The following is a 15,359-nucleotide window of genomic DNA, read 5'->3' as shown; positions in this document are numbered from 1 at the left end:
CCGTACCCTGGCCGGGCCCGGCTCGAAGGCCGCGGCGGGCCAAACCTCTGCCAAACCCCTCCCGGGCCGGCCCGCCGGTCGCAGGAGGGTCAACGGGCGATTGCACCGGCGTTGCCGGGGCCGCGCCCGCTCTTGATGAGGTCCCCTCGCGCTGCGACTCTGGAAGCGATCGGCTCCGTCGGGTCCGCAGAGAGGTGGCGGAGATGCACCGCCTGTACCACCTTGTCGCGGCGCTGAGCGTCCTCGGGCCGCTCGCGCTCCCCTCACACCCCCATCCCAGCGGCTCGACCGACCGGGTCACTCCTGGAACGGTCCGGATCGAGGCCCGCGCACACGTGAGCATCACGCTGCTCGACGACCGCGCGACGATCCGCCAGATCGTCCGCGAGTACGAGACCCCGATCGGTGAGGGCAGCGGCTTCACCGTCACCCCGGAGGGGGTGGTGGTCACCGCCACCGGCGTCGTCCGCGGCCGGTCCGATCCGGCGGTGCACGCGGCCAACCGGGTGTTCGCCGAGCATTTCAAGGTGAAGATCCCCGCCGATTTCGCCCGGCACCGGCTCAAGGACCCCGACCTGAACGCGCGGCTGCGCGCCTGCTACCCGCCGCAGCGGTCCGACTCCACCTGCATCGCCACCACGACCACGAAGATCACGGTGTTCCCTTACGCCGACCCGCCCGCGCCCGGCGGCCACCCGGCGGAGGTGCTGCGCCTGGGCGCGGCACCCGACTCCCCGGCGGTGCTGCGGCTGACCTCGGGCGGCGAGGAGGCGACGCTGCCGACGGTACCGCTCGGCACCGCGCTGCCCGGCGGCCTGGAGTCGGTCGACGTGGTGGGCACCCCGGCCCGGCCGAGCGCCGCCGCGCCGCCCAAGGTGGTGACCGCCCACCTGGACCCGCCGGGCGGGCGCACGTTCAAGAGCGCCGAGCGCGCCAAGCTCGCCGCGTTCGTCACCGCGGACGGCGCCGGAGCGGCGGTGATCGACGATGCCCGCAGCGAGGTGATCGGGCTGATGGCCGGCGGCGCGTCCCGCACCGTGACGCCGGTGGACGACGTGCGGGCCGCGCTGGTCGCCGCCGGGGTCACCCCGCGCCGCGGCCCGGTGGACGTGGTGTACGAGCAGGCGCTCGCGCCGTTCCACAACAGGTCGTTCGCGGCGGCGGTGCCGGTGCTGGAGCAGGTGCTGCGGCTGCGCCCCGACCACGCGGTGGCCCAGGACCACCTGCGCCTGGCCCGCAAACAGGCCGCCTCCGCGCGCCCCCGGTCCCCGGCCCCGGCGCCGAGCACCGCCGGGGCGTCCGCGGGCGGCCGGTCGCCGCTGCCGGTCGCCCTGGTGGCGGCGGCGGCCGTGCTGGCGGCGGCGGTGGCCGGCGTGCTGCTGCTGCGCCGGCGGACCGCGGCACCGGGCACCGGGCCGCCCGAGGCGGTGGCCGGCGCCGCGACCTGGCCGCCGCCCGGCACCCAGGTCATGACGGCGCCGGGCGCCGACGTCCAGCAGGCGCGGTCCGTCCCGCCGGATCCGCCGGGGGCGGAACCGCCGGCGGGGCCGGGCGGGCAGGTGCTGTTCTGCACCCAGTGCGGCATGCGGCTGGGCCGGGCGCACCGGTTCTGCGGCTTCTGCGGGCATCCGGCGGCGCCATGAGCGACCCGGGATTCTCCATGCCGCCGCTGGTCGGCGCCCAGGTCGGCGACTACCTGGTCGAGGCGGTCGTCGGGCGCGGCGGGATGGCCACCGTGTACCGGGCCAGGGACCGCCGCCTGGACCGGGTGGTCGCGCTCAAGGTGCTGGCTCCGCAGCTGACCCGCGACCAGCGGTTCCGCGAGCGGTTCGTCCGGGAGTCGCGGCTGGTGGCCAGCATCGACCACCCCAACATCATCCCGATCTACGAGGCGGGCGCCGGCGGCGACCTGCTGTTCATCGCGATGCGGTACGTGGACGGCGCCGACCTGCGCACGCTGCTGGCCGAGGGCGGGCCGATGCCGCTGACCCGGGCGTACGCGCTGTTCGCCCAGATCGCCGCGGCGCTGGACGCCGCGCACGAGCACGGCATGGTGCACCGGGACGTCAAGCCGGCGAACATCATGGTCGCCGGCGGGGCCGGCCGGGACGCCGAGCACGTCTACCTGACCGACTTCGGGCTGACCAAGAGCACCTTCTCCGAGGCCGGGCTGACCAGCCACGGCCACTTCATGGGCACCCCCCGGTACGTGGCGCCCGAGCAGATCCGCGGCCTGCCGGTGGACGGGCGCAGCGACCTGTACGCGTTCGCCTGCGTGGTCTACGAGGTGCTGGCCGGGCTGCCGCCGTTCCAGCGGGACACCGAACTCGCCCTGCTGTACGCGCACGTGTCCCACGATCCGCCGCCGCTCACGCCGTACCGGCCGGACCTGCCGCACGCCGTCAACCCGGTGCTGGCCCGGGCGCTGGCCAAGTCCCCGGTGGAGCGGTTCACCTCCTGCGGGCGGTTCGTCGCCGCGCTGCGCGACGCCATCAGCGGCGAGGACGCGCCGGCCGGCACGGGCCCGTCCGGTGCCCGGTCCCCCGGGGCCCGGCCCGGCGGGGCGCCGGCCGCCCCGCCGGGCTCCTGGCCGCCCGGCGGCGCGGCGGTGGTGCCGGAGCCCCATCCGGGGTCCTGGCCGCCCGCCGGTAGGGGCACCCCGGACGGGCCGCGCGGCTCCTGGCCGCCGGCCGGCGATCCGGCGGGCCGGGGCGGGTCCTGGCCGCCCCCCGGCGCGGACCCTCCAGACGGGCCGCGCGGGTCCTGGCCGCCGGATCCGCAGCTCACCACGTCGCTGCGCGTACCCGCCCCGCGGGGATCGGCAGGGCGGGGCGCGGGCGCGCCGCCGGCGGCCGCCGGGCGGCGCGGCCGGCGGGTCGGCAGGCCGGCCGTGGTGGCGGCGGCGCTGGCGGCGGTGGCCGCGGTGGCCGTCGCCGCCGTGGTGCTGTGGCCGGGCGGCGGGCCGGTGGCCTCGAAGGACGGGCGCTATCCGGGGAGCACCGCGGCCCCGGTGGCCTTCGACCATCCCGGCGGCTGGCAGGCGCGCACGCACGCCGACGAGTACGCCGTGGTGTCCCCGGCGGCGGCCGAGTTCGACGCGCTGTTCTCGGTGCCGATCGCCGCGGACTGGACCGCGGTCGACGCGCTGCTGCGCGCGCAGCCGGACCGGGCGACCGGGGTGCTGATCGAGGTCAGCGACACGATCTCCATCGCCGACCCGCCGGAGACCCTGAAACGCAGCCTGGGCTTCGTGCTGCCGGGGCCGGCCGACTTCGCGGCGGCGCCCACCACCGCCACGGTGGCCGGGCGGCCGGCGTTCCGGCTGGCCGGGGTGGTGAACGACCCGGCGCAGCAGGGCCGGCTGGACCTGGTGGTCTACGTGGTCGGCCGCGGGGCGGGGCAGCCGGTGGCGCTGATCGTGTTCTTCTGCGCGCCCGGCCACTGGGACCCGGCGGTGGCCGACCGCATCCTCACCGGCATGCGCTTCACGTCCTGACGCCGGCCGCACCGGCCAGGCCCGACCAGTCGCGGGCGCCGTCCAGGACGGCGCGGTGCACGGCGCGTGCGACGCGGGCGCCCCACCGGGAGCGCGGACCGCCGAACTGCTCCGGCTCGCCCGCCTCGGCCACGACCACGCAGACCGCGTCGGAGGCGGTGCCGGTGCAGGCGAAGCCCGCCTCGGCCAGGGCCTGCGCCTTGGCCTCGGTCACGGTGATCACCGTGTTGACCAGCGCGGCGTCGGACATCGCCACCGGGAGGGTGACGACGATGTTGATCGTCCCCGGCGGGACGGCGGGCCGGTCCAGCCGGACGGGACGGAGTTCGGGGTCGGCGACGCCTTCGGGGGCGGCGGCCCAGGTGGGCACCCGCAGGCCGACGGTGGCGACGGCGTCCGCCCCGCCGTCGCGCGCCCGGGTGAACCGGGCCACCGAGGCGGCGGTCATCATCCCGACGCCGGGGCCCGCCGGCGCGAGTTCCAGCAGGTGCTCGGCCGGGTCCATCCGGGCGTACCCGCCGACCACCTGGGCGTTGAGCACCCAGGCGACCGGGCCGATGCCGCCGCCGACGATCGCCGAGGAGATCGCTCGGCGGCCGGGGCCGAACTCCCACAGCAGCGACGCCAGCCGGGCGCCGTCCTCGTGGCGATGACTCAGGGACGGCACGGGTCCTCCTGGGGGGCGGGACGGCCGGGCCGGCACAGGGTGACCAGGGCGCGGCCGCCGGGGCCGGGGGTGACCTGGACGCGGGCGCCGAAGTGCCGGGCGATCAGCGGCTCGGTGAGCACCTCCGCCGGCGGCCCGGCGGCGACCCGGCGGCCGGCGGCGAGCAGCAGCATGGAGTCGGCGTACTGCCCGGCCAGGCCGAGGTCGTGGATGGTGGTCACCACCGTGAGGCCGTCGGCGAGCCGCAGCCGGTCCACCAGCTCCAGCACCTGCTGCTGGTGGCCGAGGTCGAGCGCGGTGGTCGGCTCGTCCAGCAGCAGCACCGGGGCCCGCTGCACCAGGGCGCGGGCCAGCACGACGCGCTGGCGCTCGCCGCCGGACAGGTGGCCGAGCGGCCGGCCGGCGAAGCCGGTGAGGTCCAGCCGCTCCAGCACCGAGGCGGTGATCTCGGCGTCCTGGCGGGTCTCCCGGCCCAGGTAGGGGATGTAGGGGGTGCGGCCGAGCAGGGCGTACTGGAAGACGGTGAGGTCCGGCGGCAGCACCGGGTCCTGCGGGGCGTAGGCGAGCAGCCGGGCGCGCCGCCGGGGCGGCAGCCCGCGCACGGTGACGCCGCCGGCCAGCACCTCGCCGCGGGCGGCGGGCAGCCCCGCCAGCGCGCGCAGCAGGGTGGACTTGCCGGCGCCGTTCGGGCCGATCACCGCCAGCCAGGCGCCGGCGGGCACCGCGAGGTCCACGCCGGACAGCACCGGGCGGCCGTCCAGCTCGACGTGCAGGTCGCGCACCTCGATGGCGCTCGCCGGCCCGCTCACGTGGCGACCGACCGGGTGGCGCGCAGCACGGCGACGAAGAACGGCCCGCCGACGAACGCGGTGATCACACCGATCGGCAGCTCGGCCGGGGCGATCACCGTGCGGGCGGCCAGGTCGGCCAGCACCAGGAAGGCCGCGCCGGCCAGCAGCGACAGCGGCAGCACCACCCGGTAGGAGCCGCCGGCCAGCCGGCGCACCACGTGCGGGATCACGATGCCGACGAAGCCGATCAGCCCGCTGACCGCGACCGCGGCGGCGGTGGCCAGCGAGGCCGCGCACAGCACGACCAGCCGGACCCGGGTTGCGCTGACGCCGAGGCTGACCGCCTCGTCGTCGCCGACCGACAGCACGTCCAGCAGCCGCCCGTGGGCCAGCAGGACGCCCGCCGACAGCACGGCGTACGGGGCGACCAGCCGTACCTGCGACCAGTCGGCGCCGACGCCGCCGAGGATCCAGGCGTAGATGCGCTGCAGCTGCTCGGCACCGAGCTGCTGCACCAGCGTCTGCACCGCGGACAGGAACGAGGCCACCGCCACCCCGGCCAGCACCAGGGTGGCGGTGCCCCCGCCGCCGCGCCGGGTGGCGTTGCCGAGCGCGTAGGCGAGCAGCACGCCGCCGACCGCGCCGGTGAAGGCGGCGGGCGGCACCAGGGCGTCGACCTGGCCGAGCACGATCACCAGGGTGGCGCCGAGGCCGGCGCCCGCGGCGGCGCCGAGCAGGTAGGGGTCGGCCAGCGGGTTGCGGAAGACGCCCTGGTAGCCGGCGCCGGCCATCGCCAGCAGCCCGCCGACGATCCCGGCCAGCACCACCCGGGGCAACCGCAGTTCCATGATCAGACCGCGCTCGACCGGGGACAGCCCGGAGTCGACGGACACCAGGGGCAGGTGGTCGAGCAGTTCCAGCACCGCGCCCTTGACCGGGATGCCCGCCGCGCCGGCCAGCAGGCCGGCCAGCGCGCAGATCGCCGGCACGGCGAGCGCCGCGGCCAGCATGACCGGCCGCGGCGCCGCGCGGCGCCGGGCGGGGCCCCCGGCGCGGTTCTCGGCGGGGTGCCCGGTGGTGGGTTCGGTGCCGGTGTCGATGGCGGTGCTCAGCTCGCGACCTTGCCTACGGCCCCGCTCACCGTCTCGATGAGATCGACCACACGCGGCCCCCAGCGGGAGGCGATGTCGTCGTCCAGGTTCACCACGCGGTCCTTCCGGATCGCGGTCAGGCCGGACCAGCCGGGGCGCTTGGCCAGGGTCGCGGCCGACTGGCCGCAGCACTTGGTGTCGCCGAGGAAGATCAGGTCCGGGTCGGCCTTGGCGACGAACTCGGTGGACAGCTTGGGGTAGCCGCCGGCCAGGTCCGGGGCCTTGTCGGCGATGTTGACCAGGCCGAACAGTCCGTAGACCTGGCCGAGGAAGGTGTCGGAGGTCACCGAGTACGGCGTCTGGTCGAGTTCGTGATAGTAGGTGAGCTTCTTCCCCTTGGGCGCGGCGTCGACCAGCTCGCCGATCCGCCGCTTCATGCCCGCGACGACCTCGTCGGCCTTGGCCGTGTTGCCGGTGGCCTGCCCGAGGTCGGCGATCTGGTCGTAGGCGCCGTCCAGCTTGGTGGCCGCCTGCTCCAGCAGCACCGGGACGCCGACCTTGGTCAGCGCGGCGACGATGCCGCCGAGGTCGTTGGACACGATCACCAGGTCGGGCTTCTCGGCGATGATCGCCTCGGCGTTGGGCTTGAAGCCGGACAGCTTGCCGCGGGGCGCCTCGGCCGGGAAGTTCGACTGGTCGTCCACCGCGGCGACCTGCGGCCCGGCGCCCACGGCGAACAGGCCCTCGGTGGCGGTCGCCGACAGCGAGATGATGCGCTCCGGTCGGCGGGTGATGGTGACGTCGCCGTTGTCCGCGCGCACGGTGACCGGGAAGCCGGCGGCGGGGGCGGATGCGGGGGTGGACGCTGCGGGGGAAGCGGCGGGGGCGGCACCGGTCGTACCGGTGGACTGGCCGCATCCGGCCAGCACCAGCACGCCCAGCAACGCGCCCGCGACGGCCGTGCGTACGGGCCTCACGAGGTCTCCTTGTCGCCGGGAAACGGAGAGACCCGTTGGCTGACGGATCACCCTTTTCCACGAGGGTCGATGGCGTCGGCGCGGCGGCAGGCGACCTGGCTCGGCCCGGGGAGGGCATCACAGTTGCGGGACAGCGCCGGAATCACACCGGACTTCGCTGCACGCCACGCGTCAGGCAAACGGTACCAATGCCCGGCGGTTCCCGGCGTCGGGGGTGGAACGGGGCACCGGCCCGCCGGTCAGCGCAGCTGCGCCTCCGCGGCGGTGATGATCTCCTGCAGCCGGAGCCCGTGCCGCGCGTCCAGCGGGTGGCCGCCGCCCCGGCGCACGGTGGCGGCGAACTCGGCGACCATGGCGGGGAAGACGTCGTAGCCGAGGTCGCCGCCGTCGAGCACCTCGCTGCCGTGCCGGCCGAAGACGGCGACCTGCGAATGCCCGCGCTCGACCCGGGCGGCCATGGACAGCGACGCCTCGCTGACCGCGCCGGTCTCGTGCTCCAGCAGCAGGCCGGTCCAGCCGAGCGGGTGGCCGTGCGCGCGCACCGAGGCGACCGGGCCGAGCGCGGCGCCCAGCATGTCGATCATGTGCGGGCCGACGTCCAGGACGGCGCCGCGCTCCTGGCGCCACGGGGACTCGATGCTGTGCAGCGCGCCGGAGATGTTCAGCGCGTACCCGCCGAACGGCTCGATGGCGCGCACCCGTTCCAGGAAGGCCCGGGTGGCCGACGAGTAGCGGAAGGTGAGCACCATCTGGGAGGCGACGCCCGCCTCGGCGACCGCGTCGGCCAGCCGGCGGGCGCCGTCCAGGTCGGCGGCCAGCGGCTTCTCCAGCAGCAGGGCCTTGCCGGCGCGGGCGGCGCGCGGCGCGATCTCGGCCTGCACGCCGGGCGGCACGCAGAACGCGACGGCCTCGCAGTGGTCGAAGAGCTCCTCGATCCGCTCGTAGACCGGCGCGCCGAGCCGGGCCGCGGCGCGCGGGCGGCGCGCCCACACGCCGGCCAGCCGGGTGTGCGGTCCCGCGGCGAGCGTGGGCGCGTGTACGGCCTCCGCCCAGGGGCCGGCTCCGACGAGTCCCACCGCGACCGGCTCCATGATTGGCTGGGCCCTCCCTGCTTTGTCACGCTTTGTGATGGCTGCTTCGGCGAGACTAGCTGAGCTCATCCGGCGATGTGCCGCTTTTTGACAGCCGGTCACGGTGCGACGGCGGACACCGGGCCCACCTGCGCTTCTCCCTCTCCGCCCGATCGACGGGCCGTCACTCTGGGGTACCCCTGTCACGCGCGATCTGACAGTCAAGTCTTGATCGTGGTCAATGATCGTGATAATTCATGGAGGATGTGGCGGTTTGCCACAAGAGTTACCTTTGCGACTCTTGTGGCCGCTTGCCGCACGGGCGCGCCGGCGAGCCCGGGGATCCACTCCGCGCGATCGGTTCCGGATCGGATCGGTGCCGCGCGGCCCGGGAGGACGGTCGCGACACCGCGCGGCCGTTCCGCCCGCCACATCCGGGACCATCCGGGGAACCGCCCGACCGGCGGTTCCCCTTCCTGACGGTTGGAGAAAACACCCGATGTCGGTCGTCACCGGCCCCCGCCAGGCCACAACCATCCCTTACCTGCGCCTCGCCCCCGGGCTCGTCCGGGATCCACTCGGCACCCTGGTCAGACACGCGCGGCACAACTCCGGGCGCATCGTCCGCCTCATCGGCGGGTCCACCCCCGTCTACCTGTTCAGCCACCCCGACGACGTGCAGCATGTCCTGCGCGACGCATGGGAGCGGTACCCGCGCCAGGGCATGTTCTGGCGCCCGCTGCGCCCCCTGCTCGGTGAGGGGATCTTGAGCGATGGGCCCGCCTGGGAGTCGGCCCGCGCCATCCTGCAGCCGCTGTTCAACGCGCGCGCCGTCACCGCGATGACCGATGGCCTGGCCCGGATGATCTACGAGCGGACCGGCGAGCTGGAGTCGTACGCCCGGTCCGGCCTGCCCTTCGACGCCGGTCGCGAGCTGGCCGACGTGATCAACGACACGGTGATCAACCTGCTCTTCGGCGGCAGGCTGTCCCGCGAGGACGGGCGGCGGCTGGCCGGCTCCTACGACCTGGCCGCCCGGTCCATCACCGGCCGGCTGCTGCTGCCCAACATGCCCGAGACCGTGCGCCTGCCCGGCGACCGCGCGATGGCCCGCGCCGTCGCCGACGTCGATCAGGTGGTGCTCCCGCTGGTCGCCGACGCCCGCCGGGCGCCGGCGGACGCCACCGACGTGCTCTCGGCGCTGTGCCGCGCGCGGGCGCAGGAGGGCCGTCCGGATCTGGACCGGCAACTCCGCGACGACGTGGCGGACCTGTACGGGGTCGCGGCGGAGACCACCGTCACCACCATCACCTGGATGTGGCCCCTCCTGGACCGCCATCCGGAGGTCACCGCGCGGCTGCGCGCCGAAGCGGAGGAAGTGGTCGGCGACGGCCCGCTGCGCGCGGCGCACCTGGCCGACCTGACCTACACCCGGATGGTGCTCCAGGAGGTCATGCGACTGTTCCCGGCCGGTTGGCTGTTCCCCCGGATGGCCGCCCGTGCCGAGACGGTGCGCGAGGTGGCCGTCGAGGCCGGCGCCCAGGTGCTGATCAGCCCGTACGTCACCCACCGGCTGGACGAGTTCTGGGAGCGGCCGCTGGACTTCGATCCTGAGCGCTTCGCCCCGGGGCGCGAGGAGCGCCGGCACCGGTACGCCTATTACCCCTTCGGCGGAGGACCGCACCAGTGCATCGGCCGGCACCTCTTCGACACCGCGGCGCCGCTCGTCGTCGCGGCGATCATGAGCCGGTTCAAGCCGGTGCTGCGCCACCCCGGCCCGTATGTCGCCGCCCCGGCCGGCACGCTGCGCCCGCGCCGGAAGGTCGAGCTGATGCTGGTCCCCTCGATGCGCGCGCTGTCGGTGGCCCGGTGACGGCCGTCGAGGCGGAGGCGCACCCGGCGGCGTTACCCTCGGGGGCGATCTGCGCCGTCGCCGGCCGGTCCCAGCGGCAGATGGCCGAGTGGACCGCCGCCTACCCCTCGCTGTTCGCCGCCCCGCCCTTCGATGCCGCGCTGTACGCCACGGTGTCGATGGCCATGGCGTTCAGCGGGCCCTGGCTCACCGCCGACGAGCTACGGATGGCCAACAAGGCGACCCTGTGGGCGTTCGCGCTGGACTGGCTTGTCGACCACGAACACCGCTCGCCGGCCGAGGCGCGCGCCCTGGTGGACGGCTGCCTGGCGGTGGCCGCCGGAGCCGCCCCGGCCGCCGGGGACGAGCTCGCCCGCATGCTCGCCGACATCCGCGACGAGCTCGCCGCGGCGCCCGCCTTCGCCGAGCTGGGCGGGATGTGGCGGGAGGAACTGCGGCGCACCCTTACCGCGATGCTCCGCGAGTGGGAGTGGAAGGCCGCCGGCCTGACGCCGTCGCTGGACGACTATCTGGGTAACGCCGACAACCACGGGTTCTGCTTCGTGTTCGCCTGCCACTGGATCGCCACCGGCGGCCCGGCGGCGGCCGGGCGGGATCGGGTGATCGCGGCGAGCCGGGCCGTCCAGCTGGTGATGCGCCTGCTCAACGACGTGAGTTCCTACCGGCGCGACCTGGAGTGGGGGGACCTGAACGCGCTGCTGCTCGACGTCCCGCGCGAGGAGGTCACCCGGCGGATCACCGACCACGGCGCGCGTACCCGCGCGCTGCTCGCCGAGGCGCGGCAGGCGCAGCCGAGGCTGGCCGACTACCTGGAGCGGCAGCTGGACTTCTGCGCAGGGTTCTACCGGACCGGCGAGTACTGGGGTGCCCGGTGACGGCCCTCAACCCATGTCCGGCCACCATCACAGCGCCATCCCTCCCGGCCGGAGGCATCCAGGCGGGCGGGACGGGCCCGCAGCGCGATCAGGCCGCCCTGGACGCGCATCCGGACGAGATCACGGCGGCGGCCCGCGAACTGGTCGCCGGCCTGGGCACGCGGCCGCTCGGCCAGGTGTCGCCTTCGGTGTACGAGACCGGGCGGCTGGTGACGCTCGCGCCCTGGCTCACCGGGCACGCCGAGCGGGTGCGCCACCTGCTGGTCACCCAGCGGACCGGCGGCGACTGGGGGGTGCACGACGGCTACGCCCTGGTTCCCACGCTCAGCGCCACCGAGGCGTTGCTGGCCGAGTCGCGGCGCCGGTCACCCGGTCACGCCCGCGACCGGCCGGCCGCGGCGGCGGACCGAGGGCTGCGCGCCCTGCGCGAGCCGCTGCGGCGGGCATCCGGCGAGGGGATGCCCGACCTGCCGGCCATCGAGCTGATCGTTCCGTACCTGGTCACCGCGATCAACGGTCATCTGCGCGCCGGCGCGCTGCCCGGTGCGGCACCGCTGGCGCCTCCGTCCGGCGCCGCCGCGGACCGGGTGGCGGCGCTGGGCGCGGCGCTGCGGGCCGGTGCCACCCCGCCCGAGAAGCTGTTGCACGCGCTGGAGGTGACCGGTACGGCCGCCCATCGGGCCCCCGGGGTGCGGCCCGCCGCCGGGACGGTCGGCGCCTCCCCGGCCGCCACCGCCGCCTGGCTCGGCGTGCCCGGAACGGCCGGTCTCGATGCCGCGGCGGTGCGGCATCTGGAGGAGGCGGCCCGCCCGCACGGCGGGCCGGTGCCCTGCGGGCTGCCGATCACCGTGTTCGAGCGCGGCTGGGTGCTGAGCTGGCTGGCCCGGGCCGGCATCCGGGTCACGGTCCCCGCCGTGTTGACCGAGAGCCTGGCCGGCGCGCTCGCTCCCGGCGGCGTGGCGGCCGGACCGGGGCTGCCGGCGGACGCCGACACCACCTCGGTCGCCCTCTACGCCCTCACCCTGCTCGGCCGGCCGGCCGATCCGGAGGGCCTGTGGCCCTTCCGGGCCGGCCCGCACTTCCAGACCTGGCGAGGCGAGGACGGTGCGTCCACGACGGTCAACGCGCACGTGCTGGACGCCTTCCGCGCGCACGCCGCCCGGTACCCGGACGCCTCCCCCCGCTACGCCGCCGCGATCGCCGAGGTGGCCGGCTGGCTGCGCGCGGCCCAGCGGCCGGACGGTGACTGGACCGACCGGTGGCACGTCTCTCCCTACTACGCCACGATGAGCTGCGCGCTGGCGCTCGACGAACTGGGCGGGCCGGCACCGGAGGTGGCCGCGGCGGTGCGCTTCGTGCGCGAGTCACAGCGGGACGACGGCGGCTGGGGGGCGTGGCGCTCCACGGCCGAGGAGACCGCGTACGCCCTGCACGTGCTGACCCTGACCCGGGCGGGCCGCCGGGATCCGGGGCGGCCGCGGGCGTGCGCGGCAGGGCGCGATTTCCTGCTGCGGACCGCCGAGCATGCCGTCCATCCTCCGATGTGGGTGGACAAGGACCTGTACGCTCCGTCAGCGATCATCCATGCCGCGGTGCTCGGTGCGCTGGCGCTGACCGCTGGGCTCGATGCCGCGGCGGCCGGCCATCCGCCCTCGAGAATTCCGACATAGCGCCACAATTAGACATTTTACGTAAAAGCCGCCGGAGGCGCTGGTGAGGTTTTTTGCTCGTGCTAGAGTTTCGCGGGTGAGATGCGCAAATTGCCGGTCAAGTCGGTTGTGTCCCGGCATTTGACATAATTTCTGGCATCCGCTTAGGAACCGCTGCAAACCGCACGCCTGACATTCGCAGGGATGGAGTTATGCGCCCACGCAACTCGCGGGTCCGGGCCAAGGTGACGGCCCTGCTGATGTCGCTGGTGGCACTGTGGGCCTTCGCGGCGCTCGTCACGCTCCGCGAGGGCCTCGACCTGCTGTCGGTCAACACGCTGTACTCCAAGGTCTCCCAGCCGGCCGAGCGGCTGACGGCGGAGCTGCAGCAGGAGCGCCGGCTCAGCCTCGTCCATCTCGGCACCCCGGACGGCACGGGCTCCCGGACCGCACTGCGCGCCCAGCGCGCCCGGACCGACGTCGCCGGCGCCGCCTTCCAGCAGGTGCTGACCGATGACAGCGTGCGGGATACGGCCAGTCCCGGCGTCATGCAGCGCATTGTCACCACCGACCAGGCCTACCGGCGCCTGGTCGGCCTGCGGCCGGAGATCGACGAACACCGGGCCGGCCGGTACGCCACCGAGGAGGCCTTCGCCGGCGTCATCGAAGGGCTCTATCACATCCACGACGGCCTGTCCGCGCTGGACGATGACCAGCTGGCGCAGGACACCCGGGCACTGCTCGCCCTGGCCCGGGCCCGCGAGCTGCTGTCCCGAGAAGACGCCCAGGCCGCCGGCGCGCTGGCCACCGGCGGATTCGACGTGACGGACGGCGTACGCTTCGCGCAGGCCGCCGGCGCCCAGCGGCTGCTCCTCGCCCGGGCCGGCGCCGACCTGCCCGAAGACGTGCGCCCGGGGTTCCGCCAGCTCGCCGACGGCGAGTCCATGCGGCGGCTGCGCACCTTGGAGGACCGGCTGATCCAGAACAGCTGGGCCGGCGAGCGGATCAGGGTCGATCCGGCGAGCTGGGACACCGCCACCAAGGCCGTCATCTCCCGCCTGGATAAACTGATCACGGCCGGCGGCGACACGCTGGTCGATCGGGCCACGCCGCTGGCCTTCGGCGTCATCGTCCGGCTGGTGCTGGCCGGCGGTCTCGGCCTGCTGGCCGTCATCTTCTCCATCATCCTGTCCATCACCACCGCCCGCGACCTGGTGCGGCGCCTGGAGCAGCTGCGCGGCGCCGCCCTCGACCTGGCCGGCCGCCGGCTGCCCGGCGTGGTCGCCCGGCTCGGTCGCGGCGAGGACGTGGACGTCGCCACCGAGGCGCCCCCGCTGACGGTCGGCAACGACGCGATCGGCCAGGTCGGCCAGGCGTTCAACACCGTGCAGGAGACCGCGGTGCGGGTCGCGGTCGAGCAGGCCGAGCTGCGCCGCGGCTACCGCGCCATCCTGCTCAACCTGGCCCGGCGCACCCAGTCGCTGGTCCACCGCCAGCTCGGCATCCTGGACGCGATGGAGCGCCGGGCCACCGAGCCGGCCGAGCTGGCCGACCTGTTCCGGGTCGACCACCTCGCCACCCGGATGCGGCGCAACGCCGAGAACCTCATCGTGCTCTCCGGCGCCTCCCCCGGCCGCGCCTGGCGGCGCTCGGTCCCCATGGTGGACGTGGTGCGCGGCGCGCTCGCCGAGATCGAGGACTACACCCAGGTCACCCTGATGCCGATGGGCGAGGCCGAGCTGGCCGGCCGGGCGATCGGCGACGTGATCCACCTGCTCGCCGAGCTGATCGAGAACGCCGTCTCCTTCTCCCCGCCCTACGCCACGGTGCAGGTCAGCGGCCAGGAGGTCGGCAAGGGCTACGTCGTGGAGATCGAGGACCGCGGGCTCGGGATGAGCGAGGCGGACCTGGCGGTGGCGAACGCCCGGATCGCCGAGCCGCCGGAGTTCCGGCTGACCGACACCCCGCGCCTCGGCCTGTTCGTGGTGAGCCGGCTGGCCGCCCGGCACGACATCCAGGTGACCTTGAAGTCCTCCCCGTACGGCGGCACCACCGTCATCGTCCTCATCCCGCGGGAGTTGATCAATGGCGACAGCGAGGCGGAGCCCGGCATGGACGCCATGACCGAGCGGGCGGGCGCGCCGGGAGAGCCGGGCCCGGGCGGCGCGGTGGTGCCGTCCCAGGGACGCCAGGCCCTCCCCCCGGCGCCGCGCGACGGCGTGAACGGGGCCGGCGTGAACGGGGCCGGCGTGAACGGGGCCGGCGTGAACGGGGCCGGCGTGAACGGGGCCGGCGTGAACGGAGGCGGCGTGAACGGAGGCGGCACGCCGCACGACGTCCCCGAGACCGTCCAGGCCGGCGATCACGTCCCGGCCGAGTGGGCGCAGGAGTGGTCCGGCGGCGCGACCGCCGGCGGCCTGCCCCGCCGGCGAGCCGCCCGTCCCGCCCCCGCCCCTGCCCCGGCCGGCTCGCCGGACGCCGGGGAAGCCGCTCCCCCGGCCATGGCCGGCCACGGGCCGGTCGCCGATGGCGGGCCGGTCGCCGCCACCGGGCCCGGCCCGGTGGCCGACGGCGGGCCGGTGGCGCCGGCGGGCGCGTCCGAACCGGCCTTCACCCCCTCCGGGCTGCCGCGCCGGGTCGCCCAGGCCAACCTGGCGCCCGGGCTGCGCGAGGATCCGCCACCGCCGCCGGAGGCCACGGCGCAGGAGGACGACGGACTGTCCCCCGACGACCTGCGCCGGCTGATGGCCTCCTTCCAGAGCGGCACCGAGCGCGCCCGCTCCGAAGCGGCCGGCCGGCCCCGGCCGGCCGCCGAGCCGGAGCCCCCGATCGCCCCGAGGTGACGGCGGCCGCAGACCACCCGACCACGA

The 15,359-nt window shown here is 75.6% G+C and carries 11 protein-coding genes and 1 riboswitch; of the genes, 6 read left to right on the top strand and 5 right to left on the bottom strand.

Going from position 1 to position 15,359, the window contains the following annotated elements:
* The first annotated feature begins 203 nt into the window (after positions 1–203).
* Positions 204–1,643 carry a hypothetical protein gene (locus Sru01_RS04455; RefSeq protein ID WP_203982553.1) on the top strand — a complete coding sequence of 480 codons (1,440 nt, stop codon included), beginning with the start codon at positions 204–206 and terminating at the stop codon, positions 1,641–1,643.
* On the top strand, positions 1,640–3,496 hold the full coding sequence (locus Sru01_RS04450; RefSeq protein WP_239136905.1) for a serine/threonine-protein kinase: 1,857 nt from the start codon (positions 1,640–1,642) through the stop codon (positions 3,494–3,496). The genes Sru01_RS04455 and Sru01_RS04450 overlap by 4 nt, the downstream gene beginning before the upstream one ends.
* Here the strand turns inward: Sru01_RS04450 and Sru01_RS04445 are convergent.
* The 5 genes from Sru01_RS04445 to Sru01_RS04425 form a co-directional block, all read right to left on the bottom strand.
* Complete coding sequence (locus Sru01_RS04445) at positions 3,486–4,163, bottom strand: adenosylcobinamide amidohydrolase (RefSeq protein ID WP_239136903.1); 678 nt, start codon at positions 4,161–4,163, stop codon at positions 3,486–3,488. The genes Sru01_RS04450 and Sru01_RS04445 overlap by 11 nt on opposite strands.
* A complete protein-coding gene (locus tag Sru01_RS04440) occupies positions 4,151–4,972 on the bottom strand; it encodes an ABC transporter ATP-binding protein (RefSeq protein WP_203982551.1) in 822 nt (273 codons plus the stop codon). Before Sru01_RS04440 ends, Sru01_RS04445 begins: the two co-directional genes overlap by 13 nt.
* Entirely contained in the window at positions 4,969–5,964 is a 996-nt protein-coding gene (locus Sru01_RS04435) for a FecCD family ABC transporter permease (protein WP_203982550.1), read from the bottom strand. The genes Sru01_RS04440 and Sru01_RS04435 overlap by 4 nt, the downstream gene beginning before the upstream one ends.
* 98 nt (positions 5,965–6,062) lie before the next feature.
* Complete coding sequence (locus Sru01_RS04430; RefSeq protein ID WP_203982549.1) at positions 6,063–7,022, bottom strand: ABC transporter substrate-binding protein; 960 nt, start codon at positions 7,020–7,022, stop codon at positions 6,063–6,065.
* A gap of 68 nt (positions 7,023–7,090) precedes the next feature.
* A riboswitch (cobalamin riboswitch) is annotated at positions 7,091–7,227 on the bottom strand.
* Positions 7,228–7,261: 34 nt separating this feature from the next.
* A complete protein-coding gene (locus tag Sru01_RS04425) occupies positions 7,262–8,098 on the bottom strand; it encodes a Gfo/Idh/MocA family protein (RefSeq protein WP_239136901.1) in 837 nt (278 codons plus the stop codon).
* A gap of 493 nt (positions 8,099–8,591) precedes the next feature.
* Here Sru01_RS04425 and Sru01_RS04420 point away from each other — a divergent pair, with 493 nt between their 5' ends.
* The 4 genes from Sru01_RS04420 to Sru01_RS04405 all read left to right on the top strand — a co-directional run bounded on the left by Sru01_RS04420 (position 8,592) and on the right by Sru01_RS04405 (position 15,332).
* Positions 8,592–9,965: a cytochrome P450 gene (locus tag Sru01_RS04420; RefSeq protein ID WP_203982547.1), complete on the top strand. Its 1,374-nt coding sequence runs from the start codon at positions 8,592–8,594 to the stop codon at positions 9,963–9,965.
* Positions 9,962–10,840, top strand: a complete 879-nt coding sequence (locus Sru01_RS04415) for a terpene synthase family protein (RefSeq protein WP_239136899.1) — start codon at positions 9,962–9,964, stop codon at positions 10,838–10,840. The genes Sru01_RS04420 and Sru01_RS04415 overlap by 4 nt, the downstream gene beginning before the upstream one ends.
* On the top strand, positions 10,837–12,510 hold the full coding sequence (locus tag Sru01_RS04410) for a prenyltransferase/squalene oxidase repeat-containing protein (protein ID WP_239136897.1): 1,674 nt from the start codon (positions 10,837–10,839) through the stop codon (positions 12,508–12,510). Before Sru01_RS04415 ends, Sru01_RS04410 begins: the two co-directional genes overlap by 4 nt.
* 191 nt (positions 12,511–12,701) lie before the next feature.
* Positions 12,702–15,332, top strand: a complete 2,631-nt coding sequence (locus Sru01_RS04405) for a sensor histidine kinase (protein ID WP_203982546.1) — start codon at positions 12,702–12,704, stop codon at positions 15,330–15,332.
* Positions 15,333–15,359 lie beyond the last annotated feature (27 nt).

The organism is Sphaerisporangium rufum, assembly GCF_016863395.1.
GTDB lineage: Bacteria > Actinomycetota > Actinomycetes > Streptosporangiales > Streptosporangiaceae > Sphaerisporangium > Sphaerisporangium rufum.
Note: the sequence above shows the minus strand (reverse complement) of the source record. Positions and strands in the feature narration are given on the sequence as shown.